The sequence below is a fragment of the Microvirga zambiensis WSM3693 genome (genome assembly GCF_016735695.1).
GTDB lineage: Bacteria > Pseudomonadota > Alphaproteobacteria > Rhizobiales > Beijerinckiaceae > Microvirga > Microvirga zambiensis.
Genome location: NZ_JAERQD010000033.1, coordinates 47,021 through 72,510, shown reverse-complemented (window position 1 = coordinate 72,510; position 25,490 = coordinate 47,021). Strand labels below are relative to the sequence as shown.

Annotated in this window: 27 protein-coding genes, 1 tRNA gene and 1 pseudogene; 21 read left to right on the top strand and 8 right to left on the bottom strand. The window is 57.5% G+C overall.

From position 1 onward, the window contains the following. Positions 1-148 precede the first annotated feature (148 nt). From JKL46_RS22045 to JKL46_RS21975, 16 genes and pseudogenes are all read left to right on the top strand, one after another. A complete protein-coding gene (locus JKL46_RS22045) occupies positions 149-811 on the top strand; it encodes a hypothetical protein (RefSeq protein WP_201837380.1) in 663 nt (220 codons plus the stop codon). 178 nt (positions 812-989) lie between these two features. Beyond that, positions 990-1,409 carry a hypothetical protein gene (locus tag JKL46_RS22040; RefSeq protein ID WP_201837378.1) on the top strand — a complete coding sequence of 140 codons (420 nt, stop codon included), beginning with the start codon at positions 990-992 and terminating at the stop codon, positions 1,407-1,409. 378 nt (positions 1,410-1,787) lie between these two features. Continuing rightward, positions 1,788-2,177, top strand: a complete 390-nt coding sequence (locus JKL46_RS22035) for a hypothetical protein (protein WP_201837376.1) — start codon at positions 1,788-1,790, stop codon at positions 2,175-2,177. A gap of 326 nt (positions 2,178-2,503) precedes the next feature. Then, positions 2,504-5,209 carry an Ig-like domain-containing protein gene (locus JKL46_RS22030; RefSeq protein ID WP_201837374.1) on the top strand — a complete coding sequence of 902 codons (2,706 nt, stop codon included), beginning with the start codon at positions 2,504-2,506 and terminating at the stop codon, positions 5,207-5,209. Continuing rightward, complete coding sequence (locus JKL46_RS22025; protein WP_201837372.1) at positions 5,160-5,735, top strand: calcium-binding protein; 576 nt, start codon at positions 5,160-5,162, stop codon at positions 5,733-5,735. The genes JKL46_RS22030 and JKL46_RS22025 overlap by 50 nt, the downstream gene beginning before the upstream one ends. 7 nt (positions 5,736-5,742) lie before the next feature. Then, positions 5,743-6,237, top strand: a complete 495-nt coding sequence (locus JKL46_RS22020) for a prepilin peptidase (protein WP_201837370.1) — start codon at positions 5,743-5,745, stop codon at positions 6,235-6,237. After that, positions 6,234-7,943, top strand: a complete 1,710-nt coding sequence (locus JKL46_RS22015) for a GspE/PulE family protein (protein ID WP_343074092.1) — start codon at positions 6,234-6,236, stop codon at positions 7,941-7,943. Before JKL46_RS22020 ends, JKL46_RS22015 begins: the two co-directional genes overlap by 4 nt. After that, positions 7,940-9,169 (top strand): type II secretion system F family protein, encoded by a 1,230-nt coding sequence (locus tag JKL46_RS22010; protein WP_201837366.1) that lies wholly within the window; start codon positions 7,940-7,942, stop codon positions 9,167-9,169. The genes JKL46_RS22015 and JKL46_RS22010 overlap by 4 nt, the downstream gene beginning before the upstream one ends. Continuing rightward, positions 9,166-9,642 (top strand): type II secretion system major pseudopilin GspG, encoded by a 477-nt coding sequence (gene gspG / locus JKL46_RS22005; protein WP_201837359.1) that lies wholly within the window; start codon positions 9,166-9,168, stop codon positions 9,640-9,642. Before JKL46_RS22010 ends, gspG begins: the two co-directional genes overlap by 4 nt. Beyond that, positions 9,617-9,706, top strand: a pseudogene (locus JKL46_RS36915) (prepilin-type N-terminal cleavage/methylation domain-containing protein); the annotation flags it as partial. The gene gspG and the pseudogene JKL46_RS36915, both read left to right, overlap by 26 nt. A gap of 111 nt (positions 9,707-9,817) precedes the next feature. Then, positions 9,818-10,066 carry a hypothetical protein gene (locus JKL46_RS35690; RefSeq protein WP_246529451.1) on the top strand — a complete coding sequence of 83 codons (249 nt, stop codon included), beginning with the start codon at positions 9,818-9,820 and terminating at the stop codon, positions 10,064-10,066. Continuing rightward, the gene (locus JKL46_RS21995) at positions 10,053-10,445 is read left to right on the top strand and encodes a type IV pilus modification PilV family protein (protein ID WP_201837355.1); all 393 of its coding nucleotides are present in this window, start codon (positions 10,053-10,055) and stop codon (positions 10,443-10,445) included. The genes JKL46_RS35690 and JKL46_RS21995 overlap by 14 nt, the downstream gene beginning before the upstream one ends. Continuing rightward, positions 10,442-11,116: a hypothetical protein gene (locus tag JKL46_RS21990; protein ID WP_201837353.1), complete on the top strand. Its 675-nt coding sequence runs from the start codon at positions 10,442-10,444 to the stop codon at positions 11,114-11,116. The genes JKL46_RS21995 and JKL46_RS21990 overlap by 4 nt, the downstream gene beginning before the upstream one ends. A 419-nt stretch (positions 11,117-11,535) precedes the next feature. Further along, positions 11,536-12,165, top strand: coding sequence for a hypothetical protein (locus tag JKL46_RS21985; protein WP_201837351.1), 630 nt, complete (start codon positions 11,536-11,538; stop codon positions 12,163-12,165). Continuing rightward, the gene (locus tag JKL46_RS21980; RefSeq protein ID WP_201837349.1) at positions 12,162-12,716 is read left to right on the top strand and encodes a hypothetical protein; all 555 of its coding nucleotides are present in this window, start codon (positions 12,162-12,164) and stop codon (positions 12,714-12,716) included. The genes JKL46_RS21985 and JKL46_RS21980 overlap by 4 nt, the downstream gene beginning before the upstream one ends. A 462-nt stretch (positions 12,717-13,178) precedes the next feature. Next, positions 13,179-13,961: a hypothetical protein gene (locus JKL46_RS21975; protein ID WP_201837346.1), complete on the top strand. Its 783-nt coding sequence runs from the start codon at positions 13,179-13,181 to the stop codon at positions 13,959-13,961. A 377-nt stretch (positions 13,962-14,338) separates the two neighbouring features. Here the strand turns inward: JKL46_RS21975 and JKL46_RS21970 are convergent, their stop codons facing one another. Both JKL46_RS21970 and JKL46_RS21965 read right to left on the bottom strand, forming a co-directional pair. Beyond that, a complete protein-coding gene (locus JKL46_RS21970; protein WP_201837344.1) occupies positions 14,339-14,722 on the bottom strand; it encodes a helix-turn-helix domain-containing protein in 384 nt (127 codons plus the stop codon). Between the two features lie 23 nt (positions 14,723-14,745). After that, on the bottom strand, positions 14,746-14,898 hold the full coding sequence (locus JKL46_RS21965; RefSeq protein WP_201837342.1) for a hypothetical protein: 153 nt from the start codon (positions 14,896-14,898) through the stop codon (positions 14,746-14,748). Between the two features lie 175 nt (positions 14,899-15,073). On the opposite strand from JKL46_RS21965, the gene JKL46_RS21960 reads away from it, so the two are divergent. Then, positions 15,074-15,655, top strand: a complete 582-nt coding sequence (locus tag JKL46_RS21960; RefSeq protein ID WP_201837340.1) for a GNAT family N-acetyltransferase — start codon at positions 15,074-15,076, stop codon at positions 15,653-15,655. 236 nt (positions 15,656-15,891) lie between these two features. Here the strand turns inward: JKL46_RS21960 and JKL46_RS21955 are convergent, their stop codons facing one another. Further along, positions 15,892-16,905 carry a LysR family transcriptional regulator gene (locus JKL46_RS21955; RefSeq protein WP_201837338.1) on the bottom strand — a complete coding sequence of 338 codons (1,014 nt, stop codon included), beginning with the start codon at positions 16,903-16,905 and terminating at the stop codon, positions 15,892-15,894. A gap of 448 nt (positions 16,906-17,353) precedes the next feature. Here JKL46_RS21955 and JKL46_RS21950 point away from each other — a divergent pair, with 448 nt between their 5' ends. Further along, a complete protein-coding gene (locus JKL46_RS21950; RefSeq protein WP_201837336.1) occupies positions 17,354-17,893 on the top strand; it encodes a GAF domain-containing protein in 540 nt (179 codons plus the stop codon). 91 nt (positions 17,894-17,984) lie between these two features. Further along, entirely contained in the window at positions 17,985-18,284 is a 300-nt protein-coding gene (locus tag JKL46_RS21945; RefSeq protein WP_201837334.1) for a hypothetical protein, read from the top strand. Positions 18,285-18,810: 526 nt separating this feature from the next. Here JKL46_RS21945 and JKL46_RS21935 read toward each other — a convergent pair. The 4 genes from JKL46_RS21935 to JKL46_RS21920 form a co-directional block, all read right to left on the bottom strand. Then, positions 18,811-20,397: an ATP-binding protein gene (locus JKL46_RS21935; protein ID WP_201837330.1), complete on the bottom strand. Its 1,587-nt coding sequence runs from the start codon at positions 20,395-20,397 to the stop codon at positions 18,811-18,813. Beyond that, on the bottom strand, positions 20,394-21,095 hold the full coding sequence (locus JKL46_RS21930) for a response regulator (RefSeq protein WP_201837328.1): 702 nt from the start codon (positions 21,093-21,095) through the stop codon (positions 20,394-20,396). The genes JKL46_RS21935 and JKL46_RS21930 overlap by 4 nt, the downstream gene beginning before the upstream one ends. 9 nt (positions 21,096-21,104) lie before the next feature. After that, positions 21,105-22,628 carry a DUF4153 domain-containing protein gene (locus JKL46_RS21925; RefSeq protein ID WP_201837326.1) on the bottom strand — a complete coding sequence of 508 codons (1,524 nt, stop codon included), beginning with the start codon at positions 22,626-22,628 and terminating at the stop codon, positions 21,105-21,107. A 475-nt stretch (positions 22,629-23,103) separates the two neighbouring features. Beyond that, positions 23,104-23,193: transfer RNA gene (locus JKL46_RS21920), tRNA-Ser, on the bottom strand. Positions 23,194-23,395: 202 nt separating this feature from the next. Between JKL46_RS21920 and JKL46_RS21915 the strand changes: the two genes are divergently transcribed. Further along, positions 23,396-23,716 carry a hypothetical protein gene (locus JKL46_RS21915; protein ID WP_201837324.1) on the top strand — a complete coding sequence of 107 codons (321 nt, stop codon included), beginning with the start codon at positions 23,396-23,398 and terminating at the stop codon, positions 23,714-23,716. 87 nt (positions 23,717-23,803) lie between these two features. Then, the gene (msrA, locus tag JKL46_RS21910; RefSeq protein WP_201837322.1) at positions 23,804-24,463 is read left to right on the top strand and encodes a peptide-methionine (S)-S-oxide reductase MsrA; all 660 of its coding nucleotides are present in this window, start codon (positions 23,804-23,806) and stop codon (positions 24,461-24,463) included. A gap of 72 nt (positions 24,464-24,535) precedes the next feature. Here the strand turns inward: msrA and mepA are convergent, their stop codons facing one another. Continuing rightward, positions 24,536-25,447: a penicillin-insensitive murein endopeptidase gene (mepA, locus tag JKL46_RS21905; protein WP_201837321.1), complete on the bottom strand. Its 912-nt coding sequence runs from the start codon at positions 25,445-25,447 to the stop codon at positions 24,536-24,538. Positions 25,448-25,490: the final 43 nt, after the last annotated feature.

Below are 25,490 nucleotides of genomic sequence, written 5' to 3'. Positions count from 1 at the left end.
ACCCAGACAACTTCCTGGCCGCCATCAAGCTGGTGTCAGCCCGCATTTGGATCCGCAGTTATGAGTCCACGACCTAGATCCGGGCGGCCATGAAGCGGGCCTGCCGGGCGAGAGCGTCTCCGACGCGACGCGCGATTACGAAGCAGGTGTGGCCAACAGCGATCCAGGCATCGCGGGGCAAATTGCAGGGAATAACGAATGGTCAGATCGAATGGAGGGCCTCTTTGCAATTGAAAACCTCGTAACTGGCTCACTTAGTTCGAAGTTCGTTGATTACACCAAGACTGTTGCAGAGTTTGTCGCCAACTCGATCGGCAAATACGGCTCTCAAGCCTTTGTCGGGGGATTCATGGATGGAAGGACCAATGTCTTCCAAAGTGTTTTCCAAGAAATAAGAGCATTAAACCCCATGGCTGATCTTGCCTATTTTTCATGGACGGACATCCCAGGACTTGCTGATTTCGTCAATGCTCGACAAGGCAATGTTTCCGTGCTGGCTCACAGCTGGGGAGCTGACACCGCAGCTAGGCTGGCTTACTCGGGTACCTATATGGCTGAACTCATCACATTCGATGGAGTAAGCAGACATGCTGATGTGTCGACACATGACTTCTTCTCAGGCGTTGCCGCAAACACAGGCAGTTGGACCAATGTCAACGCCGTTGGAGGGGGAATTTTCGATGGAGGAAATTGGGTTGCCCAAATCGGGGGAGCATGGGGCTCAAGCCCCAGAGGTTATGCTGATTTCTATGTAGAGGTAGACAGAAACCACTCAAGTGTTGTTGGCTGCGCCTATGGCGGCTGCTGGTGAGGCAAGGTGAGACATGTGTCTTCGTAATCTACTCACATACAGTCTATTGAATTATCTAATCCTTTTGCCGCAGGCGAATGCAGGACAAATTCAAATCGGTGTTTCAAGGGTTACACTAGTCAACTACCGGACCGAGCAGGAGCTGCCTTGGAATAAGACGCCGAGGCCAAACCGGCCAATGTTGCGCATTGACTTCTCCAGTAACATCAATTTGTCGAAAGTCGCACCCAGCAGCGGTCTTAATCTAGCATCCAGAGCTTACTTCTGTGATGATTCATGGTTTAAGGCTGGAAAGTTGAGACCGGTTGGGCTCACTTCTGTATTTTGGCAGGGCAATAGATTATCTCCTGGGAATGAAGATATCGGCTCCGTAGCTTCTCCACCCTATAATTATTATACCTACATTTTTGTCGAAGGTAGATTGAGCTACGATGGCCGTGAGGAGTTCAAAGAGTTTTACGATCTTCGTCAGTCGATACGAGATATTTGCATTCAGGTACGCGGCGCAAATGTCACAAGTGTATCCGATAGCAATACAGTAGTGATATCAAAGGAAGAGATTGCCAAAGCACTTGGTGTCAGAGCTAAAACTCGCTGATCGACGTGCGCAATCCCCGCGGCAGTGCCTGGACCTAGACCTACGATGCCGGCGACCGCCATCTCGCCACAACCTACGGCGATGGCGGCTGCACGACGACGCGCGCTTACGACGAGAAGCGCGGGTGGCTGGGCCACATCTGCATTTCGAGCAGCGGAGCGTAAACAACGTGGTCATGAGTCCCAGTTCGTATGCAGCAATCGTGATGCCTAGTTATTATCAAATGAGCGACTTGGTTTATCGACCCATCCTGTGACAGGTGAGCGCCGAGCCCACAACGGCATCGACCTCATAGGCCCGTGGGAGTAAAAATGAGAAGCTTTGTATTTAGCTTGATCGGGATATTGCTGACCTTCTCAGCTGATGCTGTTGAGTTGAGTGGCAACTGGAAATGGTACTACGCGAAGCTCGCTTTGGCCCCGTCCGGAAGTGAGGTGCCGCTGCGACACGGAACCGCAAACGTTACGTAAAAAGGGAAGTGACTTAAAAATCCTGTTTGATGAGTTTAAAGCGCCAGATATCAAGTCGGAACTGCGCGGAACAGTCAACAAGACAGGAAGAATAAGAGGTGTCCTACGCGATTTCTTTCCATCTGGAGACAAACTCCTCCATGGTGAGATTGAAGAGATGAAGGAATCCGGCTGTCATTTTCAACAGATGCTATTTAGACGAAAGCTAGCTGATGGTGCTGTCTTGATGCTGGCACGTCTTGAACTTGATCCATCCGGCGGGCAGCAATGCCCATTCAAAAATTTGTCGACACAATGATCGAGCACTGCCTTATCGTTTGACCAGCTTGTGAGTATTAATCGAGGCGCGGCTGAAGAAGACCGTCAAGGACGACCCGACCGCTCCGGCGGGGCGCACCACCCTGTTTCTCGGGCCCGATGTCGAGCGCGCGCCCGGTCCGGCCTCGACGGCGGTGTGGTCGGTGTCGCCGCATCCCGACATCCGGCTGCAGCCGTCAGTGGGCGAGTGCCTCTGACGATAGGTGGTTGGGCGATAGTTGCTACTTCTTGTTGAAAACTCGCGACGCAAGCTATGATACTTCGTAACATGTCTTAGTTTGATCCGACTAAGATCGGAGTATATTCATGACGTCGACTTCCAACTCGAATGCCGTCGCGTTGGCGCCGCGCGTGACCATCTCCAATCTTGACGGCGATAGTTTCGACTACCAGGAACAATCCGAGCCCGTTCTGATCGACCAGGGAGCTGCAGTTTCCGTTTCAGCCGATCCCCCGGGCTTCGCCGGAATGATGCTTATGGTCTCCGTCGGCGGCATGACGTCGACACAGGTCCTTTCCATTCGCCACCAAGGCACCGATGACGACGAGATCGGCTTCGAGGATGGCATCCTCACCTATGGAGGCGTTCAGATCGGTGAGGTCATCGGCGGAGCCGGAGAGCCGCTGATCATCACTCTTTCGACGGACGATGCCGGCGCGGTCACGGCCCTTCTGCGAAATCTGACATATGAAGACACGGGCGATGCCCCGGAATCCATCGCCGAAATCACGATCGACCTTTCAGACGACGATAGCGTGCTGACGAGTGCCGTTGTTACCGTGAATTCCATCTCAGCGGACGACTCGCCTGTCGCCCATGACGACGGATTCTCCCTCGGCGCGAACGATTCTGTTACCGGAATTCTCACCGAGAATGACTTCGATCCGGACAATCCGGACGAAGGGGTGCTTTATGTCGTTGGTGTAAGGGATGCCTTAGGCGTTGATTACCCCATCTCCGGCAGTGAGCCCATCACTATTGTCGGTGCCTATGGCACGCTGACCATCGATGCGACCGGCACGTTCACCTATACGGCCGACAACGCGAGTTCCATAGACCCGGACGAAACGGTCACGGAGACATTCACTTATACCATTGTTGACGAGGACGGGGGCGAAGCGACGGCAACGCTCAATTTTGACGTCACAGCGCCCCCTTTGTTTCAATTTGAAGATCTCGGCGGCGATACTCTCACCTACCCGGAAGGGTCCTCTCCACTTCTGCTCGATGCAGGGGCTAACGCTCGCGTGGTCGGTAATCTTCCGACACTCGAAGGTGTCGTTCTCACCGTCGCGTCGGATCAGGCGTCCGAGACAGAGATTTTTTCTGTTATGGGTGAGGGCAGTGGAGCCGGTCAAATCGACGTTCTGGACGGCGGTATCGTCACGTTCGGTGGAATTGAAATCGGAATCCTTGCGGGCGGGCAGGGGGGGGCGCTGAGCGTCGTCTTCAATGACGGTGCTACAAATAGCGCGATCGCAGCTCTGGTTCGACGCATCGCCTATGCGAACACGAGCGATGCGCCTTCCGACAAGGTCGTGAGTTTCTCGCTTTCGAGTGGAATAACGCTGCTGTCGGTTTCCCGAGTTGCCGTAACGGCGGAACCTGAAGAGGACGATCCGGTTGCGGACGGCGATATCGGAACGGTCACGGCTGGAGGCTCTCTGGCAGGCAGCGTGACGGAAAACGATTTCGATCCGGACGATGCGGCAGCTGTGCTGACTGTAACCGGCTTCAATGCTGGCGACGAGGCTACAACGCCACAGGCTGCCGCCGGTACGTCGATTCAGGGAACATTTGGAACTCTCACACTGAACGCTGATGGTACGTATACATACCTAGCCAATAATGCCGGCGCCATTCCGCCTGGCAGCGCGGAGCAAGATGTATTTACATATAGCATCACAAGCTCTGCCGGAGGCATAGCAACCGCGCGGCTCGAAATCACGGTTGAGAATCCGATTCAGGAGCCTCTGTTCACCTTCACTGGATTCGATGGCGATGCTCTGGATTACGCCGAGCAATCCGGTGCCACGATCATCGATCACGATGTATCCGCCCATTCCGGTGGGATCGGGTGGGAAGGAGTTAAGATCCTGATCGCGCTTGGCGGGGCCGGGGCGGGGGAGGCCATCGCGCTGAGGGCGCTGGGAACGGGCGTTGGGCAGCTCGGCCTTTCAGGTTCCACCTTGACCTACTCAGGCAGTATTGTCGGGAGCTATGCGCGACTTTCGGCAACGTCTTTCGAGATCCTTCTCAACGGAGCTGCCAGCGACGAAGTCGTTTCGGCGATTATGCGCAGTGTCCAATACGACAACCCGAATGAGGTTCTCCGGTCAGAGGCACGGACGCTCACGGTTGCGGCAAGTCTCAACGAGCAGCCCTTCGGCGCAAGCACCGCTACGTTCCAGATCGCTCCAGTCGACGATCCACTGCTTTCAGTAGATGACTCATTCATAGCTGTCGAGGACGCAAGCGTTTCCGGAAGCGTCCTTGCAAATGATGTCGATCCCGACCGGCCACCTCCACTTGTCAAGGAGCTGACGATCCGCAGTGCTGCCGCTGGCGTAGCAACGCCTGTCTCACAAGATGCAACTGGCCCCTTGGTTCTCAAAGGGACCTACGGCTCGCTCACGCTTAACCGAGATGGCACTTTCACCTACACCGCCAACTTCGCCAACGACCTGATTGCTGGAGAGTCGGGTACGGATATTTTCACATACTTGGCTCGAAATGATACCGGCGATGAAGATACTGCGCGCCTTGTTTTCACCGTTGTCGGTTGGGACGAGAATATAGTTGGCAGCTCATCTGCCGATGTATTGTCCGGTGGCCGTGGGGCGGATCAGATCAACGGCCTAGGAGGTAACGATCGCCTGATAGGAGGCGATGGTGCCGATATCCTGATCGGCGATGCCGGGAATGATACGCTGGACGGTGGAACGGGGAGCGATCTCCTGTATGGGGGAGCCGGAAACGACACGTTCCTGGTCGACAACGTTACAAGATAGAATTGCGGAAGCCCAAAAGGGCAAAGACACGATCCTCACGACTGTCAGCTTCACGCTTCAAAAGAAACTTTCAATCGAAGTGCTCCAAGCTGCGAACTCGAGTATCGGTCCGATGCAGCTCATCGGAAATGAACTTGGGCAATCCATTTTCGGGAGCATGGGTGCGGACATCCTCAATGGCAAAGGCGGGATCGACATGCTCAAGGGCAATAAAGGGCGAGACGCGTTCGTCTTCGACAGCCGAAGCGGCGGGGTTGACACAATTCTCGACTTCAAAGTGAAGGAAGACAAGATCCATCTCGTCGACAAAGTGTTCGGCATGCGTAAGGGTAAGATGAACGCCGAGGCTTTCGTTAAGTTCAAAGGCTCCCCGACCGCATCGGAGAGCGATGACCGAATCCTGTACGATCAAAGCAAGGGCCGTCTGTATGTCGATCTGGATGGTAGCGGGGGCAAAGATCCGGTTCTTTTCGCGATCCTCAAGAATAAACCGAATTTGGGGGTAAAGGACTTCTTCATCGTCTGAGCCTCATGTGACAGAGAATAGCCACTTCATTTGGCTCGCGGGAGCCTATCTGGCCTTCCTCTCGTTGGTGGTGTCCGTCATCGATTTTCGACGGCTCATTATCCCGAACAGACTGAACGCTGCAATTGCCGGTGGCGGCTTAATCTCCGCGACATTGCTCGACACCACATCATTCGTTGCAAGTTTCATCGGCGGCGTGCTCGGCTTCACGACGCTGCTAGCGCTTCGCACCACATACAGACGCATCAGAGGACATGAGGGGCTGGGATTAGGGGACGTCAAGTTCATGGGTGGTGCAGGCTTATGGGTCGGCTGGCAAGGTCTTGCGCCCATGCTCCTGCTGTCATCATTGTCCGCGCTGGCGTTCGTAGCCATTCGCGGGATGTCGAGAAAAAGTTTCAATCTAAGGCAGGAGCTTCCGTTCGGTCCATTCTTATGCATCGGAATGCTGGCGACTTGGATCATTCAGACCGTCGGCTATGCACCCTGGATAGTGCCGTGACAGGTTCTATCACTCAGGTATTCCTTGAACCCGATGACGTTCTCGTCGAACGAATTCTAACGCTTTTCCTGAACGGTAGAATCCTGACAGAACAGGCACTGGAGCGGGGACGCCGGGCTGCCGCCGAAAGTGGGGAACGCTGTGACCGGGTCCTAAATAAACTCGGCCTCGTGCCTGATGCCGCACTGGCGGAGGCTTGGTCGAACGTGACGGGCCTCAGGATCGTGTCGCTTGACGAATATCCGCCGGAAGCTCTCCTCTCCGATACATTGTCGAGAGCCTTCCTGGCGTATGCTCAGGCCATTCCGATCAGCGCGAATGAAACAACTCTTCGTCTTGCGGTGGTTGATCCGCTGGATAAGTTCAGCCCTGCGGCCATTGAGGAAAAGACTGGCCTGTCTGTCGTGCCGCTTCTGGCGCGGCCAGGAGATTTTGCAGCTGCCTTTGCCCGTCTTTATCAGTCCGAAAACATGGCGCCGGAAGCCGAGGTTCAGTCGGGTATAGGATCCGGGCTGAGTCCCGATGCAGAACGGCTCCGTGACCTCGCGAGCGATGCGCCTGTCATCAGGATGGTCCATCGGCTGATCGACCAGGCGATCGAGCGCAAAGCCTCCGATCTTCACATTTCCGGCACTCGCACAGGGATGCGCATTCGCTACCGCATCGACGGAGTTCTGCAGGATGCCGAGGCGCCGCCATCACATCTTCATGCCGCGATCATTTCACGACTTAAGATCATGGCGGGTCTCGATATCGCCGAGCGGCGCCTGCCACAGGATGGCCGGATCCGTGTGCCTTGGCGCGGACGTGAGATCGATTTGCGCATTTCGACCATGCCACACCTCAGCGGAGAGGGCGCTGTGCTGCGAGTCTTGGATCGATCCAACGTCACGTTGGAGTTCGAAACTCTCGGGCTATCTCGGTCGACCATTCAGTCGCTCCGTCAGGTTCTGTCTCAGACCCATGGATTGATGCTGATGACAGGACCGACCGGATCAGGCAAAACCACGACGCTTTATGCTGCGCTCAGGTCTATCGCTTCCCCGGAACTGAATGTCGTGACGGTCGAGGATCCGATCGAATATCAGATCGATGGGGTCAATCAGATCCAGGTCAACAGAAAGATCGGTCTCGACTTCGCAGGTACTTTGCGAGCGGTTCTGCGACAAGATCCAGACGTTATCATGGTCGGCGAGATCCGGGATAGCGAGACAGCTGCTGTCGCAAACCAAGCGGCATTGACCGGGCATCTGGTTCTCGCGACCCTCCATACCAACAATGCGATCGCAGCCCTGCCGCGTCTGGTCGACATGGGGATGGAGCCTTATCTTCTGGCATCCACTGTCCGTGCGTCCATGGCGCAGCGGTTGGCACGCTGCCTGTGCCAATATTGCCGCGAGCCTCATCCGGTCGAACCCTTCTTTCGGGATCTCTGGGGAGCGCGCCTAAAGAACGACATCAGCTTCCGCTCAACAGGGTGCACGGCGTGTGGAGGGTCGGGCTACGCTGGTCGGGTGGCTGTGGCGGAATTCGTTCCGATAACCGACGCAATTCGGTCCCTTCTATTGCGCCGAGCCGATGAAGCGACCCTATCCCAGGAGGCACAAGCTAGCGGTTTTCAAACGATGCTCGATGACGGATTGGCGAAGGTCGCGGAAGGCCTCATCGACGTTCATGAACTCGTTCGTATTGTCGGATCCACATGATGGCCCGCTTTCGCTATTTCGCCGCTACGACAGGCAACGAAGCTCGCAACGGCGTCATCGAAGCAGCCAGCGTCCAGGACGCAATTGGTGTTTTGCGAGGCCGCGGCCTTTTAGTCATTCGGATTGGCAATCCTTCGCTGCTCTCTTCCACTTGGGCAATGCTCAACCGGGAGGTGATGTCGAGGCCGCCCCTCGACGGGCTCGAGTTGGCACGTCTATCTCAGGAATGGGGAGGGCTTGTGGAAGCCGGCATTTCCGTCGAGGAAAGTATCGCGTTGATGGGGCGCACGTGTCGCCCGCCCACACGGCAGGTGCTCGTAACGATCAGAGAGGCGGTGAAGGCGGGCATGCCGCTCCATGAGGCGCTTGGACAATTCCCGCGCCTTTTCCCGCCGATCTACCGGGCTCTGATCCAGGCTGGGGAGGCTGCCGGCAATCTTGGGCCTACCATTCGGCGGCTCGGGGACGATCTGCTTGCCCGCCGAGCAATGATCGAAGATGTCCGGAACGCGCTTCTTTACCCGCTTTTCCTGCTCGCGACCGCAGGCGCCGGAATTCTCGTCCTCTTGCTTGTCGTTGTGCCCAATCTCGAAGGTCTGATCGGCGAGGGCGGAGAGGACCGTCTTCCAGCGGTAACGAGACTGGTTCTCGCCGTCAGCCATGCCCTCCGAGATTACGGCATTGCGTTGTTCGGTGTCAGCGCTCTCCTGATTTTAGTGGCCGCCCTCCTGATCGTCACGCCCGCGGCGCGTGCCCGACTCGATGCCATGATTCTGGCGGCGCCGGTGTTTGGTCCTCTCGTAAGAGTGATTGAAACCGGTCGTTTCGCTAGGACGCTGAGCGCACTCTTAAGCGGAGGCATCGCTCTGCCAGCGGCAATGCTGATGGCATTTCAAACCGTTTCCAACCGTCGAATGCGGAGTGGCCTTGAGGCGGCCCACCATTCTGTCCTTTCCGGGGCCGCGATCGGCGATGCGATTGCCGCAAGTCAAGTGCTGCAGGAGGACGCCATCGGTCTGATCCGTGTCGGAGAAAGGACGGGTGGCCTCGCTGCTGCCCTTGAGCGAGCCGCCGGCCTGCATGAAGCGCGCGCCACGCGGCAGCTGAAAGCGATGACCGCCATGCTGACACCACTCCTCACCATCGGCTTCGGCATCATCGCCGGTGTGATCGTTTACGCCATGCTGTCCACCATTCTGGGTATCAACGAGCTTGCAAGCCAATGAAGCCTCACGACATCTTACGCCGCCTCCACGTTAGTCTGGCGTCGAGCCTCATCCGTCAGGACCGGAGCGGGATGACACTCCTTGAGATTCTGGTGGTAATGGTAATCCTAGGGCTTTTGGCCACGCTCGGGTCCTTCCAGCTTATGGGGTATCTCGACCGTGCCAAAAGCGATACGGCGCGGCTGCAGGTGCAGGAGCTGATGACGGCGCTCGACCTCTACCGCATTGACGTCGGCCGCGCTCCCTCCACGGCGGAGGGCTTACAGGCTTTGCTCCAGGCACCTGCCGGCAGTTCCAACTGGCGTGGCCCGTACCTGCGAAGCAGGGCTGTTCTGACGGACCCTTGGCGCCGGCCTTATCACTACAGAGCACCAGGAGAGCACGGCGAGTATGACTTGCTCAGCTTCGGGGCCGACGGGATCGCCGGAGGCGAGAAAGAGAATCAGGATGTGGCGAGCTGGTCGGAACTCTGAATCCGCATTCACATTGCTTGAAGTGCTCGTCGTTCTAACGGTCCTCTCTCTTGTCGGATTGGCGGCTGCGATTGGATTGCCCAGTGTGCGCGATCGGATCAGGTTCGTCCGAGCCGGGGCTTGGCTTGAAAGTACCCTGACCAATCTGCGTGCCCAAGCAAGGCGCGAGGGGCGCATGACATGGGCCGACTTCGATCCTGCTGCAGGACGCTACCGCCTTCTCGATGGCGGTTGGCTTGCATTGCCGACGGGCACCCTATGGAGCTTTGAAATGGGGCACGGTTCACCTACCCCGATTCAGACGGTGACGTTCCTGCCTGACGGAACTGGCTCGGGCGCAAAGTTCACCATCCGGTCTGGCATCTATTCTTCCGTGCATCAGCTCGATTGGCTTACGGGGGCGATCCATCATGCGCATCCCTGACGGGCGCCAAGCCGGCTTTACCCTGCTTGAAGCACTCATCGCCCTCACGATCCTGGCAGGCGCAACGGCCGCCCTTATGATGCTGATCGCAACGAACCGACGAGCGCAGGCAGAGGCTCATGCCGATATCTCGGCAGCTATTGAAGCGCGGACAATTCTTGCGCGGATCGGTCGCGATCTCCCGCTCAAGGTCGGCACACTTTCGGGAGTTTTCGGTGACGGCGGTATCTGGTCCGTTCAAGTAACGCCGTTCACGCCGGCAGACGGATACATGACAGCGACGAATCCGGCCCTACTACAGGTCCAGGTCCGTTTGATGCCTGCTATGCGCAAGACAATCTCAATAGAAGTCGTCTCCCTGAAGAGGATGCCAAGATGACGGCTCAATGCCGGAATACCGACAGGGCTGCAGGTTTCGCACTGGTTGATCTTCTTATGGCCATCGTCGTAGCTGGGCTTGCCGGATCTGTGCTGATCGGACTGGTGAGATTCGCCGAATACTCCCGTGTCGAAACCACTCATCGGGAGAGAGAACACGAGGGTGTCCTTGTGCTGGAACGTGTGCTCCGCGCTCTTGTGGAACGCGCTCCGTCCGTCTTTCCAGGACCTTCACCAAAATCGTCCATCTCAGGCGATGAGCATGAGATACAGGTAATGTCGAACGGGCTGCCGGCTATAGGTCTTCCGCAGCTTTCAGCTTTCCATTTGCGGCGGGATGTCGGGCGCGCAGGATCCGACGCGGTTCTTTCGTGGGTTGATGATGCGAGGCAGGTGCATCGCAAGATTCTTGCGCAAGACATAGCCGAACTGACATTCGCCTATCTGCCGCGTGTTCTCGACCGGCTGAAAGGCACGATCTCTGGGACACAAGCGTGGCAGCCACGATGGCATGCCGATGACGGACAGTTGAGCGCATTGCGACTCGTGATCCGGTTTAAGCAAGAAGCGATGCCATGGATTGTCGTTATTCCCATTGAAGCGGACCTGTCAGTCGCTTGTCTGCGCAACTCGCAACAGGCTGGTTGCGCGCCGAGAGGGCAGGAACGATGAATGCGCCCGCACGGAGAAGGAGCAGTTGGCTACGCGCCGCGCTGTCGAAGTGGAGAGGCATCTGGGGTCCGATCTTGGGAACTGTATCAGCGCGCCTTCCACCTTGGGGTTCGACGCACATCATCATCCGCCCGGTATCGGGAGGGTTTTCTGCGGATCTCTATGTCCCGTATTGGAAGAAGGTAACACGCGTCCATTGGCGAGAGGAAAGCAGTTCCTGGCAGCCTGAGGCGCCTTTCCGTCGACTCGCAAGGACTGCCAATGAAAGACCAATCATCCTAGAGCTGCCTCCGGAGCTGACCTTAGCCCAAGCCATCACGCTTCCCAGAGCTGCACTGACGAATCTGTCGGAGGCTATCGGCTATGGGCTCTCTTCATGGAGTCCCTTCGATGCTGACGAGGTTTATGTGAAAGGACGCGTGGACGAAGTCCAGGCGGAACATGCCAGAATTCTCCTCACTTATGCGCGCAAGGCAAAGGTCGACCCGCTACTCGCCCGCGTCGCCGCTACCGGGTTCCCGGCAGACCACCTGATTCTTGACATGGCGTCCAATCAGGTAGTGGCACTTTCGACACCTAAACTCGCTCGTCTTCGGAAAAACCGTACAATTGACGGAGCGCTAGCCATCACAGCGCTTTTATTGGCCCTTCTTCTCGGCTCACTGAGGGTTACGGTTCTGTCCCAAAAGCTCACGGAGGCTGAAGGGCTCCTTCGGACCGAGCTGGCACAGTTTCGTCAAGCTGAGGCGCTGCAAGCAGCCTATGCGAGTTTCTCTACTCGTCAGGCAGTTGTGTCAGAAAGGCTCGCAAGAGAGGTCGGCGTATATGAGATCCTTGCCGCACTTGGTCGGCACTTGCCCGAGAACGTTCTGATTCAGGCATTGGAGATAGATGAGGTGAGAGGACGGATCGATCTCTCCGGCGCGGACCCGGAGGTAACCTTGAGCGGGCTTCGCCACATTCCTGTGTTTCGGAACTTAAGGATTGAGCCGCCAACCGACCAGGGAATCGTTACGGTAATCTTCGAGACCGACAGGATAAGGTCATGAAGCGTTGGCGACCTGCGCTTCTCGCATCTGCAGCGATCCTTCTCTTGGCCATTGCCTTGATCCTCGCGAAGGCAGGAGCGGACCGCCGCGATGATCTGAGATCGACACATGCTCGCTTGGTAGAGTTGCGCGCGCAAAGCGTAGCCCCTCACGATAACCAAGAGATGAAGCGAGCATTGGCAGCTGGGCCCGATCCACAATCAGGCCTTCTGATCGCAAGTGAAGCCGAAGCAGCGTCTCGCTTGGAGGCGATCATCCGATCAATTGCTGAGAATCACCAAGCAGAAGTACAGTCGATTTCCTTCACGACAAATTCGACAGGAGATGCGCCCCCAACCGTTCGCGGTAGCCTCCATATCACCGTCGCCGACAAGAACATTGGGGGTTTTGTAAAGGCTCTGGAGACTGGACCTCCAGCCATTTTCCTGGACAGCCTTCGCATTGCACTTAGACCTTCCTCCGATCGCGATACCGAGCCGCTCGGAGTAGGTCTGATCGCCTCCATCCTCGTCTATCGCGGCATTCCAGCAGATGGAAGACCGACACCATGAGACTGACGCGGATAGTGCTCATTGTGACAAACCTTGCGCTTCTTGCGGCATTCTGGGCACTCGCTAGTGAGCTGCAATTCATTCCCGGTTCGGATCATGCGACGTACAAGAGAAACCCTGTTTCTCTACCGGCGCCCGGCTTCAGGCCGGATGTGCCTGAGCTGGATCGGTCGCTCTTCCGCACGAAGCCAATCCTCTCCGAGCCAAATTCATCGTCATCTGCTTCCAGCTCCAGGCCGAATATACGACTTCTGGGAATCGTGCTCACTACTGAGCGACAAGTTGCAGTAATAGAGCTTGATGGATCGACATTGCGTGTCGAAGAGGGAGGTGATGTAAACGGATGGCAGATCACGATTGTCGAGCCCCGCCGGATTCGACTTGAGAGTGCCGGCCATCACGTCGATGTTCCTTTGGATTCTCCTAATGACGTCCCTTGATCGGAAACCGACGAGCTCGGGCATGAACGAAGGCTTCGTTCTGCTATCGGTGCTGGTCGTAATTGGTATCATATCGGCAACCCTCATTTCTCTGACCATTTCCGTTCGTGCGCATCGGTCGAGCGCCGCAACCGAACGGCGACTGACGCAGGCTATCGCGCTTGCCGATGCTGGTCTGACGCGCATCATTGCGATGATCGAAGTGACAAATGATGATTTTTTGTCTGACTTCTCCGTGCCGGTTCGCTGGAAGATTGCAGGTCAGGAGGTGACCGTTTCGGTGGCTCCCGAAGCTAGCAAGGTCGATTTGAACGCGGGTGATTCCGCTCTTGTGGCCAACGTCTTGAAAGCGGCAGTGGAAAACAGTGCCAAGACCGATAGGATGCTACGGCGCTTGGCTGAGATGCGCCGTGCCGGTGAGTACCTGGATTCCGTGCGTGGTCTTCTCGAGCCTTCCGATCGTGTTGGGCGACTGGCCCGCGATCTAGAAGCGGTTTTCACAGTCTGGACAAATCTTCGAGGTGTCGATCCAAAGTCCGCGCCTGCAATCGTACTTCGGAATGTGCCTGGTCTGCAGCCTGGTGAAGCGGAGCTGCTCGTACAAGCCAGCGCTCGCCGGGCGCATTCCGATCTCTCGCCCTTTGTGACGCGCTTTGGGTCTCTCTTGGGGGGCACCCGGCCAATCTATCGCGCTCGTGCTGAAGCAAAGTCCGAGGGTGTTACGGTAAAAAGGGAGGCCCTTCTTGCCTACAACCCGTCGGCCAACGCGGTCCGTGTCGTATTTTGGCGGGATGTGACAGAGTAATGGCACGAGAAGATTAATTTTGCGTAGGCGTATCTAGCGCTGACATATGTATATGGCAGATTCATGATAGATTTGCAGGGAGTATACTATATAAGTTTGATGTTCATATCGGACTTAACGAATGCTTCGCAACGTAATGTCGGCCATGATAACGATCGCGTTTTACTGTCAGTATAAGGCACCTGCATCCGGTTCGTAACACAGTGTGACTTATGCGAATTGCGCCGAGGAAACAGTTGCTTTGCGCCACGCTTGAACGAATTTGACTCGTCGCAATATTGCCGCAAGATTCACCTTATCGAATTCGAGTACGTTTGTGCATGTTCCGAACGAGTTTCTCTCATCCGTCAGCCTATTGGAGGCTGCGAAAGTTGAAACTATTGAGGGGCGGAAATTACTTCCACGAGATCGACGACCTTGCGACGAAGCTGAGGGTTTGTAATCGTCGAGAACGCCTTGATGAGTCGCTGCCCTTCCGTCGTCGCAAGAAGCAACGTGGCCGCATTGTCCTCGGGACTGGCCTCGCGATTGTCTTCCGGTAGGCCCTCGTAGAAGTAAGCAACCGACACCTTCAGGATCGCCGCTATATCCAGCAGGCGGCCCGCGCCGACGCGGTTCATCCCCTTCTCGTATTTCTGGACCTGCTGGAAAGTCAGGCCGAGCATGCCGCCCAGCTTTTCCTGACTCATCCCGATGGACGTCCGCCTTGCTCTCATTCGGCTGCCGATATGACGGTCAGCATCGTTCGGTGACTTCTTCATTGGCCCCTTAGCCCTACCCGCGCTCAGTGCAGGACGCTCGGGCGGGACGGGGCATGGAAGGACAGAAGCCGATCGATGTCCTCGATCAGCCTCTTACGGTCCTCACTGGGCAAGTGAGCGATGCGCTCAGCCACATAGGCCCGGATCCGCCCCCAGTCGTCGCCATAACGTTGCACGGCTTCCTGACATAGCTCAGCTAAGGTGGCAGTCCTATGATCATTGCTTGGGTGCATAACCCTCTTCCGTTCAACGCTGGTGAACAACCGCCCCACATCTTAGCGTCTACAAAGCCTCCAGGCACCTGTGCTCATTGAACGACACGAAAAACTATTGGTCTGGAGAGGCAAATTCATGCAGCAGACGCCATCCGACGTTAACCGGCAGGACAACCTCATCAGGGTCGAGGTGGTCACGACGCCTGAGCAGCTTCTTCATGCCCACGCGATTCGGGCAATCTGCTTCATGGAAGAACACGGCGTGGCGGCTCGTCAGACCTATGACGGGAACGACTACCAGGCAACGCACATCATCGTTTACGCTGGGAATGAGCCGGTCGGCACCGCGCGGATCCGCTGGTTCAAGGACTTCGCCAAGATGGAGCGGACCAGCTTCCGTAAGGCATGGCGCGATCCCAGGGTCATCAAACGCTGCGCCGAGTTCATCTTCGAGCATATCAGCCGCAAGGGCTATGATCGTGTGATCACCCATGCCAAGCCGATCTATGCCCGCCTGTGGCAGAGGATGCTCGGGTTCAAGCCTGCTCCCGGTAAGGAACCTGTCCACTTTGAAGGGCACGGCGAGCCCCTCATCGAACTCGTCAAGGATCTGTCCCCGCCGCAGAATGCGATTACGCCGGAAACCGACGCTACGATCTTGTTTCGGATTGAGGGCTATTGGGACGCGCAGTCCGAGTTCGAGGTGGTAGAATCATGAGCACTGCCACCGTTCCAAGCCTTCCCGATTTGAAGCACGCCGACGCAGCCACCATCATGGACTTTTTTCGAAATTACCTTGAGCAGGTGGTCACCCTGCACCCCGCCGCGTTCCAGAAAATGCTGTTTGAGGGAGAGGGGGTAACACTCGAGATGGCGGAACTGTTCGAGGATGCAGGCAATACCTACATCAGGATCTCGGAAAGCATCAGCAGGCATTGCCTTCAGCGCAAGGCCTCACAGGTTGAAGAGCAGCTTGATGCCGGTGTCGAACCGGCTCTGCGGCGGGTCAAGCCGGAGCCTGGGGCTAAACCAAGGATTCGCCGGGCCAAACATTTCACACAGCCAGTCAAAGACTAAGCGGACAGGCCGCGCATTCAGGCGTTCGGTAAGAACAAGGGCGTAGAGCGGCACGGATACTTTCACGTCCAATTCCAGCGGCACGGCATTGGGCTCAAGGATCGTATAGCTCCCGAGCAGCCCAACACCGAGCCCCGCTTTGACGAGCATCCCATAGGCCATGGAATTGTCGCAGAAATGCGCAATCTGACCTTGCTCGACGGCGCGGTTCCAGTTGCCCCATAAGCCGGTCTTTGCCGTGTAAAACTCGGACTGCAGGAAGAAGTGCTGTGCCAAGTTCGACCGAGTTGGGATGCCGTGCTGCTGAATGTAGGACCTCGCAACGATGGGGATGAAGTGAAGATATCCCAGCTCCTGCATCGTGATGTCCGCCGCCTCGATGGGGCTGAAACCGATCATCATATCGGTCTGATTGTCCCGAAGGCTGACGACGTTGGCTGGGCTCTTGAGATGAAGCTGAATTTTGGGGTGCTCCGCCGCAAAGATTGAAACGGCGGGAGCCACAAAGAAGGTGTTCAGGCCATCTGTGATGCTGACTCGGACAACGCCTTCCGCGTCTTTGCCTTCTGCCCTGAGGTCGTTGGTCAGTGCAAAAAGCGAATGATCGAGTGCGGTTAGGGCTTGAGCGAGAGCTTGCCCCTTCGGCGTTAGCTTCACTCCGTTCTGGGTCGGCACGAAGAGTTGCGATCCCATCAGGTCCTGAAGTCGCCGGACCTGGCGGCTGACTGTGGGATGGCTGGTGTTGAGGATCTCAGCCGCGCGATTGAAGGATTTGGCTTTCGCGACGGCCAAAAAGACGCGCAACTCGCCCCAGAACTGACCGCTGAGGATGTTCTCGTTGTCGAGGGGAGAGCGAACGAGGTTCCGCTGGTCAGGTTCAAAGGGTTTCATGCGGTTCGGCATACTCAACAGTACCGCGCTAAAGGCTGCCTGGGGGAGGGCCGTCAAAAGTAATATAATTACAAGCAGCATGAGCAGTAAATGTCAATCGAGGCGCGAGCTTCTGCCTGCGGATTGCCCTCTTAGGGATGGAAAACGTCGCGAGGGGTGGTAAGGCGAACTAAAATTGCTCACCTTCAGGATACTTAGGCTGAGAGTGACCTGCTCAAGATGCGGAGGAGATGCCTAAACTCAACATCACGACGCTGCTTTGTTGAGGCTGACGTGTCGGTGATAGCATGCCTGCTCGTTTTAGGCGCTGCATCCAAAGGACATGTCAAAAAATGCTCTTGCAGGCTCTGTCCGTACGTCAGCCTATGTCATAGTGCGTTCAGGGTGAAGTACACTATTGTGCGCTTAAGCCTGAGATACCCACCTCGCTCTGCGCGGAGCTGCATCAATGAACCAAGCTGTGAAAAGCCCATATGACAAGCAAATGTCTGATATTCTACAGGTTGCTCTAGGAGTGCAGCGAGCTTGGGCTGCACCAAATCAGCCCGGTGCGACGCTCGAAGCCGCGGGAGAAGCCTTTGCCAAAACAGTCGGACATCGTCTTTATACCGTAACGCAGATGTTGAGCGGCGGACTTGAGGTCGAGCGCATATACTCGACGAACATCACTATCTATCCTGTTGGCGGTCGTAAGCCGATGCTACCGAATGCGCACACTCAGCGTGTGCGCGCTGAGATGAAGCCGTTTCTTGCGAAAACCCCTGCTGAGTTCGCACCGCTGTTTCCCGATCACGAGACGATCACGAGCCTTGGTTTGGGAAGCGTGATGAACTTGCCGGTCGTTTTCGGTGGGCTGTTACTTGGAACGGTGAACCTGCTTGATAGTGAAGGGGCCTATCAAGAGCAGCATGTCGAGCAAGCCATGTTGATCGCCCAGCAGATTGCGCCGGCACTTCTGGGGCCTAGCGTCCAAGACGCGATCCATTGATCACAAAGGTCACCGGTCGAGATGCGAACCTCAACAGGCTTGTCCTGCCCGGCTAGGCCTTGCCTATTCGAAGTCACCCGGAAGACGGCGTTTGCCGCGAACTTCTCACAACCGGTTTATGAGAGTAACGACGTCATGGTTCAAACGCGAGTATCAGCCGCTAGGGCGGCTCGATTCGGTGAGGGCGTCGTTTTCGGCGGCATTATCGGTATTGGGTGGATGCGGCTACTGGCTCGACCTAAAGGCGCTGGGCAAGTGTCAGCCGCAGATCGCCTGCATGGAGAACAGGCTGCGCCGGATCGATGTGGTCGAGCTCCTGGATCTGGCCGAGATCATCGGCTTTGATCCGCATGAGATGCTGGACGAGCTGATGAAGACGCCCCGGAAATAGCCACTTCAGCTGGTCCTGATCACAATAGGACAAAAGGGCCTCGAAGAAAGCACTGTTCTTGCTCTCATTGCGCTCGACTTTTGCTCGCCGGCACGCATCCATGGAGCCGCCAACGACGCGGAGACAGACACGGGCAGCGGACTCATCATCGCCGAAAGCTTACGGGCCGCGAGCCGGCGGCTCGACACGGCGGTCACCCTCGCACGGGTCGCTCACTTGCGCTGAGGGCGGAGCGGAGACGGAGGCAGTGCGGATGACCCTTGAGCTGGGTCTGGAGGTGTTCCACAGCGAGGTGGTGACGCTGCTGCAGCGCATGAGCGGTGGTCCGGATGACACTCTCGGAGCCGCAGTCATCGCACCGGTCTCAAGCTAAACAGCCGTCTCTGGTCGATCACCTTTTAGGCGTTCTGAAAAAGCCGGATGCGATGGCGGTAGATCGGATCCACTTAGTGCTAGCTGCGCAGAGCGGCGTCGTCTTCAATCTTGCCCGACGATACGACAAGAGAAGCATCTGGAGACCGATGGATCATGCCTCGGGCAGTCGGATCTCAAAGGCAGCGCCTTTCCCGGCAGGCAAGAGTCTGATTGATCCGTGATGTGCTTGTAGCATCGCTTGGACAATGCCGAGGCCCATCCCCGTTCCGCCCGACTCCCGGCGTGTCGTAAAAAACGCCTCAAAGATTCTAGTTTGATTGGCCTTAGATATGCCCTCTCCATTGTCATGTACCGAGATGACAACAATCTGATTGGATACGAATGCGGATATCCGGAGGGTACCCGCCTTATGGCGAATGGAATTATCTGCAAGATGGGAGAATACGATAGACAGGTTCTCCGCAGACATCGCAACACGGCGGTCAATCGATCCATCGGCTTGGATGTTCAAGCTCGGGAACTTACTTAGAATTTCAGTAACAACTGTCGAAAGAGTCGTCTGCCCTCCTACAGGTGGATTTTCAGCACGGGCGAGCTCACGCAGTCGACGAAGCATGAGCGTTAAGTGAGAGGTGTCGGCAACGATGTTGTCGAGGAAGCGGAGCCGCTCAGGAGGCGTCATGGAGCCTGATGTAGCAACGACGTCATCCCGCAATAGCTCCGCCGCACCCTGAATTGAAGTCAGGGGTGTCTTGAGTTCGTGCGTCACATGGGCCGCAAACGTCGCGATATAGTCTGAGCGATCATGGAGGCGCCGGGCCATGTCGATGAAGCTTTGAGATAGGAGCGCGATTTCCCGGGTTCCATGATGAGCAAGCGGCTGCAGCGCTTCACGCCTGCCATGGCCCACCTCAACCGTTCGCGCGACCAGAGCATGGATCGGCCTTGTGATGGCACGCGAGAAAATCAGTCCGATGATCAGTGTTGCTCCGAGAACCGATAGTCCGGCAAGGATCAGTTTACGCTGCTGGTCGTATATATGCTTGATGATATTGTTCGGTGTGCGGGATGCATAGATCACGCCTGCCACGTGATCCCGCACGATAACAGGCATGGCCGTGAAGACGCGAATACTCGTGCCTCGGCTGAGGGAATAAAGCGGAGGCGGCGGCTCGTTGGAGATACGCGTGCGCAGGACCGCTTTGTAGCGCCCTTGAAGAGCGGCTTTTACTTCCTCAATGTGGCTCAGAGACAAACCTACTTCATCACGACCTGCAATGACCACACCCTGGGGGTCGAGCAATCTGAAGCCTGCCAGGGTTATGGATTGTGTCTGTTGAACAATCCCCTGCAGACGTTGACCGATCGTCATCAAAGAGACCGCGGGCGGTCGGAGGGCCGGGGCCGCGTCCGGCCTTGGACCCAGCACATTGTCGCTGGCCAGGTCGAGAGAGGGCTGCAGGAAGCGGCTAAAATCGTCATACCCTGATTGCACGGGAGGAGCCGTTGCACCAAACAATAAGTTTGCGTCAGGCATCTTCTCCACCTCCTGCCCGAAGATTGCAGCGAGTGCGGCACTTTGTGCAATCAGCTCAGCTTCGGTTTGGCGGACGAGCTCGTTCTCATAAAGCCGAAAGAAGAACAGACTGACGAGGGGAAGTGCTAGGACCATCACGAGGACCGCAAACACGATCATTCCGAGGGTTGGCCGCCACTTGGCTGCAACCTTGCTCGTCATTTGGCACTCTCGCAAAGGCCCAACATAAAACCGACTCCGTGAACCGTATCGACGATACTCGCACAACCTGCTGCTGCGAATTTCGCTCGGATATTCCGAATGTGGCTGTCGATTGTCCGGTCAGATACGTAGATCTGAATGTCGTAGGCGGCATTCATAATCTGCTCACGCGTCAGCACAATTCCAGGCCGAGTGAGGAAACTCTTTAGGATCGTGAACTCGATCGCTGTGAGCGTGACAGGAGATCCGTTGAATATCACGCTATGACCAAGTGGATCCATCGATAGGCGGCCCTGTGATAGGAGCTTGGCTTCAGGTGCCGATGCTTCTCTCTTCGCAGCGCTGCGCCTGAGGATGACATTGACGCGAGTCACGAGCTCCCTTGGGCTGAAAGGCTTGGTGACGTAATCGTCGCCCCCGATCTCCAAGCCGAGAATGCGATCGATCTCATCACGGGCTGAGAGAAACAGGATCGGGGTATCGGAGGCCTTCCGAATCTGACGGCAGATCTCCAACCCATCCATCTCGGGCATGCCGACATCGAGGACGATCAGGTCTGGGCGGATCTCTCGAAAGCGGTTGAGCGCCTCCCTGCCATCCCGGGCAACCGAGGTTGTCATGCCCCCCTTTTCGAGAGCAAAGCAGATAACCTCGCGGATGTGCGGGTCGTCATCGACGACAAGGATCCGATGTGCCACTCCTGTCTCCTATGGGATGATGGGCTGTTCGATCGTCGTGGAGACTGCTGCTTTACCATCCATTGGTCCGGTGAGATAGTGTTGCAGGCGCAGGTCGCGGAAAGTCCAGGCCCGCCAATCCTTCATGCGCTCGCTATGGGCGACAACGGTGCGGTTACGCCATTGGACAAGGTGGTCCGAAGCTGCGAGAAGCTTGCGGGCGATGTAGCGGTCGACGGCGGGGATGCTGTGCGGACCCAGTGTCCAGATGTAGTAAGTGTCGATCGATGTGACGCCTGGCGTAGTCTCGCGCTTGTAGGACAGGTTGTGGTTTGCGATCACGGCCGCGAAGTTGACGAAGCTGCAAGCATAGAGAGTGAGAGCGAGGGAAAGCACATTGGCACCCACAAGCCAGCCGTTGGAGCGCCTCAGGGCGATGCGAGCCATGATGAGGATGAGACCGACGGCCACGAGCAGCATCCAAACGAAGGCAGCCACGCGGAGCAGGGTCAGGGAGTAGGTGGCCACATACAGTTCGAGGCGCAGGATCGAGGAGATCACGAGCAGGACGTTCTGCGCGACCCAGAGATAAACCAGCCGCCGGATGACAGGCGATTGCTCACCGGCCCCGCGAGGGCGCATGGCAGCCAGCACAAAACCGGCGGCCAAGAGCGCGGTGATGATCAGGGGGTAGGCGCCGCGATGCGCGTAAGCGGCATAGGTCATGCCCTCAGGCAGCGCCGCTCCGCCCCACAGATATATGGCGTCGAGGCCGGATTGCACGGCGAACAGCAGATTGAAAACAACGAGCGACCGCAGGATGGCTCCCGGTCCGAAGAGAATGCTGCCTGTAATATTTGGCGCTTCGGCCTCCAGCAGGCCCTGTTTGATCAGTGGCTTCTCGCACAGGCGCACCGACAGGAAAGGCCAGATAACAGCGAGCAGAATGATCCAGACGACCATCCGCGCGACATCGACTTCCCAGCTCTGCCGGGACAGATCGAATACGGACAACCATTGTTCGATCAACGGATTGGCTGAGGCAAACAGAGCGACGAAGACGGCGCAGCATAGGACAGGGACAACCCACCCTGCCATTGCCTCCAATCGTAGCCACTTGCGACCTTGGCTTTGGGCTTCTCGTCTGGCCTGGATAAAATCAGGGATGAGCTGGAGCGCCCCGATGAGGAGCAGCCTTTGGGCCGAGGCGGCTAGAGTGTTCCATCCTCGGGGGATCCCTCCGGTTACGACAACCGCCGCCAGAGCTGTTCCCAAAACACCGAAGAAGATGGCGGCGATGCCGGTGGCTTCCAGAAGTGGCAGGAGCGCGAAGGTCAAGAGGATGGTTGCGATCAATAGGCTGCGACGATCACGTCTCGGGCTCACGAGGCATGCGCCGCCGGCAAGAATGATCAGGAAGATTACCAGCGAAATGCCGACATCATGATCGTAGAAGAGCCAGTCGCCGAACGCCGCGACCAAGAGGGCCAGAGCTAGCTTTGTGCTGAAGGTAGATTGGGCCAGATTGGCCAGAGGCTTCAGGGCAGTGGTCATGGGAAATCAGCCTGTCTTTGCGAGGAGTGAACTGCGATCCCATCCGAGTTCTTGTTCCCTTCAGCCCTGTCCCTCTGCCTTCGAGGAAAGGGAAGGATGACGGCTGTCGGCTTGTTATCCTCTTGAGAGAGCCACCAGCCATCTTTCAGAAGGCGGGTGGGCAAACCGGGAGGCGACTGGATGGATGAGTTCATGCCGGCAAAGCTGGCAGACCGCTTTGCACGGAGACCCCAAACTTTGCGCAGGATTTAAGGATTGTTCTGCAGGATTTGTGCAGAAGGAGCCGCTCGTCCCGCAACCGGACTGGGTGGTTTGGGGGCGGAGGAGGCGCCCAATATCGGAGGTGAAATTACCGTCACGACCGCCTTATAGAGAGGGCACAGAGAATAGTTATACCGCAATACCTTAATGAATGCCGGTACTTGTGAGGAACGTCAGAAATCAAGAAAGCTTGGATTTTCAGCGGCTTGATGAATGGCGGAGGGAGCGGGATTCGAACCCGCGATACGGTTTCCCGTATACACACTTTCCAGGCGTGCGCCTTCAACCACTCGGCCACCCCTCCAGCGCGAGCCCCAGGGGACTCAGCGACCCTTGAACTCACATTCTGCCGTGAGAGGGTCGTCCGCGGTGTCTGCGGAGCGCCCGTGTATCTCTAAATGAGGGCAAAAGGCAAGACTGATCTTGAGAGAAATACGTCTGAATCGCCTTTGCCATTGCGACAAAACGCACTACATATTTTCCTCTCTGTTCAGAGAGGTATCTCCTTGAAATTCGTTGCGCGTAGCCTTGGCCTCCTGCTCATCGCGGCGGGATTTATCGGGTTGGTGATCGATGGAACATGGTGCATCGTCAACAACGATGTATCGTTTGCGACTATTGGTAAAGTCATAGGCGTGCTGGTTCCGGGCGGCGTGGCGGGTCTTGAGGGGGCAGTTGCCCAGCGCGGTTACCCCTGGTTGTGGGACCCGATCGTGACCTCTTTCCTGCAGATGCCAGCCTCGCTCACTGGCTTCGTGATCGGAGTCCTGCTCATGTGGATCGGGCAGAAGCCGCTGGAGCCGATCGGGTACCTCGCCGAGCGCTGAACACCTTCACGGGAAGGTGACGCGAGCAGCCTCTCCCGCAAGCCAAGGGCAGTGCTTACATAACCGGGGTCACGCGAGGGATCCCCCATGTTCAACTTCCGCAAACGATTGGACCTGCCCAGTGCCGCCGAGGCTCTGCCGGGCCGGTCGAGCCCCATCCCCACCGCCGAGCGGCACTTCATCAATGGCAATCCGATCCTGCCGCCCTATCCGGAGGGCATGGAGAAGGCCGTCTTCGGCCTCGGCTGCTTCTGGGGTGCCGAGCGCAAGTTCTGGCAGCTGGGCGACGGCATCTGGGTCACGGCCGCGGGCTATGCCGCCGGGACGACGCCGAACCCGACCTACGAGGAGGTCTGCTCGGGCCTGACGGGCCACAACGAGGTGGTGCTGGTCGTCTTCGACCCGAAGAAGATCTCCTATGAGACGCTGCTGAAGACGTTCTGGGAGAACCACGACCCGACCCAGGGCATGCGCCAGGGCAACGATACCGGCACGCAATACCGCTCCGGCATCTACGTGTTCGACGAGGCGCAGCGGCAGGCGGCCGAGGCGTCGAAGGCGGCCTATGGCCAGGCGCTTGCCGCAAAGGGCTACGGACCGGTCACGACCGAAATCCGCGATGCCGGCCCGTTCTACTTCGCCGAGGACTATCACCAGCAATATCTGGCGAAGAACCCGAACGGCTATTGCGGTCTGGGTGGCACCGGCGTGTCGTGCCAGATCGGCGTCGGGGTCGCTGCCGAATAGTTCGTCCTGCTCGACGAAGAGAGCGGCCCGGACCCAGTGAGGTCCGGGCCGCTTTTTCATTTTAAAGGCCGCTCAGGGCGCATCGAGAACCCGGCGGCACTCGGTGGGCAGCTGGGCCATCGTCAGGGGCGGGCGGGGCTTTCCGGGCTTCGGATGCAGCATCTCCGGCGTGAACCATGCTGCCAGCTCCGGGCCGCAGCCATCGCCGTTCGGAGGCGGATCCTGATCGGAGCAGCCGGCCTCGCCGGCGGGGCAGGCGAGGCGGATATGGAAGTGGTAATTGTGGCCCCAGGTCGGCCTCACCTTGGTGAGCCATCCCCGGTCTGCTCCGGCTTCCCGGCAGAGCGCCTTCTTGATCGCCGGGTTCACGAAGATGCGGGCAACGCCGCGTTCCGACGCCACGGCGCGGATCAGGGCCGTGTGCTGCGGCGTCCAACGGGAGGGATCGATGTCGAGCCAGTCGCTACGCACCACATTGGTGGCGGACATCTCCTCCCGCTCGGCACGTGAGAGCCGGCGATCGGGCATCGGGGTGAGCCAGATGTCGGCATCGAGCCCGATCTGGTGCGAGGCATGGCCCGTGATCATCGGCCCGCCGCGCGGCTGCGAGATATCGCCGACGAGAAGGCCGGGCCAGCCGTTCACTGCGGGCAGCCGCGTCGCGAAACGCTGCAGGAAGTCGATCATCCGCGGATGGCCCCAATTACGGTTGCGGGACAGGCGCATCACCTGCCAGTTCTCGCCATCGATCGGGATTGCCGCCGCACCTGCGACACAGCCGCGGGCATAGCCACCGATCGAGCGCGAGCTCAGATCGGCCGGTGTGGCACGTCGCCCGAACAATTCCTTCGCCGCCAATTTCGGATCGCCCGGATTGGCGAGAGGCGGCAGGGGCTTCGGATCGAGCGTGCCCTTGTCCTGGGCGGAGGCCGTCCCGCCGGCAAGGAGAGCAAGAGTGATGGCAAGGCAGCGAATCGTGTTCATCGGACAAGGCTAGCGTGCATCCGCCAAGTTCGGAACGCGCCCG

Coding starts and splice junctions, on each gene's coding strand:
- JKL46_RS22040 (WP_201837378.1), top strand. CDS start 990: ATGTTGCGCATTGACTTCTCCAGTAACATCAATTTGTCGAAAGTCGCA.
- JKL46_RS22030 (WP_201837374.1), top strand. CDS start 2,504: ATGACGTCGACTTCCAACTCGAATGCCGTCGCGTTGGCGCCGCGCGTG.
- JKL46_RS22025 (WP_201837372.1), top strand. CDS start 5,160: ATGGGGGAGCCGGAAACGACACGTTCCTGGTCGACAACGTTACAAGAT.
- JKL46_RS22010 (WP_201837366.1), top strand. CDS start 7,940: ATGATGGCCCGCTTTCGCTATTTCGCCGCTACGACAGGCAACGAAGCT.
- gspG (WP_201837359.1), top strand. CDS start 9,166: ATGAAGCCTCACGACATCTTACGCCGCCTCCACGTTAGTCTGGCGTCG.
- JKL46_RS35690 (WP_246529451.1), top strand. CDS start 9,818: ATGACATGGGCCGACTTCGATCCTGCTGCAGGACGCTACCGCCTTCTC.
- JKL46_RS21995 (WP_201837355.1), top strand. CDS start 10,053: ATGCGCATCCCTGACGGGCGCCAAGCCGGCTTTACCCTGCTTGAAGCA.
- JKL46_RS21990 (WP_201837353.1), top strand. CDS start 10,442: ATGACGGCTCAATGCCGGAATACCGACAGGGCTGCAGGTTTCGCACTG.
- JKL46_RS21980 (WP_201837349.1), top strand. CDS start 12,162: ATGAAGCGTTGGCGACCTGCGCTTCTCGCATCTGCAGCGATCCTTCTC.
- JKL46_RS21975 (WP_201837346.1), top strand. CDS start 13,179: ATGAACGAAGGCTTCGTTCTGCTATCGGTGCTGGTCGTAATTGGTATC.
- JKL46_RS21970 (WP_201837344.1), bottom strand. CDS start 14,722: ATGAAGAAGTCACCGAACGATGCTGACCGTCATATCGGCAGCCGAATG.
- JKL46_RS21960 (WP_201837340.1), top strand. CDS start 15,074: ATGCAGCAGACGCCATCCGACGTTAACCGGCAGGACAACCTCATCAGG.
- JKL46_RS21955 (WP_201837338.1), bottom strand. CDS start 16,905: ATGAAACCCTTTGAACCTGACCAGCGGAACCTCGTTCGCTCTCCCCTC.
- JKL46_RS21950 (WP_201837336.1), top strand. CDS start 17,354: ATGAACCAAGCTGTGAAAAGCCCATATGACAAGCAAATGTCTGATATT.
- JKL46_RS21935 (WP_201837330.1), bottom strand. CDS start 20,397: ATGACGAGCAAGGTTGCAGCCAAGTGGCGGCCAACCCTCGGAATGATC.
- JKL46_RS21925 (WP_201837326.1), bottom strand. CDS start 22,628: ATGACCACTGCCCTGAAGCCTCTGGCCAATCTGGCCCAATCTACCTTC.
- msrA (WP_201837322.1), top strand. CDS start 23,804: ATGTTCAACTTCCGCAAACGATTGGACCTGCCCAGTGCCGCCGAGGCT.
- mepA (WP_201837321.1), bottom strand. CDS start 25,447: ATGAACACGATTCGCTGCCTTGCCATCACTCTTGCTCTCCTTGCCGGC.